Source organism: Halomonas marinisediminis, assembly GCF_004347715.1.
GTDB lineage: Bacteria > Pseudomonadota > Gammaproteobacteria > Pseudomonadales > Halomonadaceae > Halomonas > Halomonas icarae.
In genome coordinates this window covers 1-297 of the sequence record NZ_SLTR01000271.1, presented here as the reverse complement: position 1 = coordinate 297, position 297 = coordinate 1, and the positions used below count along the sequence as shown (strand labels likewise).

The 297-nt window shown below is 70.0% G+C and carries 1 pseudogene; it reads right to left on the bottom strand.

The window, feature by feature from the left end:
* Positions 1–47: 47 nt before the first annotated feature.
* A pseudogene (locus E0702_RS16655) lies at positions 48–297 on the bottom strand (hypothetical protein); the annotation flags it as partial.

Here is a 297-nt window from a genome sequence, read left to right as displayed (position 1 = left end):
GGGACGGGCGCGTGCGCACCCGTCCCGGGATCTTGTCGGGGTCGGTGTCAGGCGCCCGGGTTGCAGGTCCCGAGGGTCGCCTCGGCGCCGCCGAACTGGGGGTGGTCCGGGGCGTAGGTCACCTGCTCGACGGGGGTCACCTCGACGATCTCCAGCAGGTCGAACTCGGAGGTCGGGTTTTCCTTCCCGCGCACCACGAGCACGTCCTTGAAGCACTGGTGGTCGGCGGCGCGGTAGAGGGTCGGGCCGTTGCCCATCCCGTCGAATTCGAAATCCGACAGGGCCTCGTCCACGGCA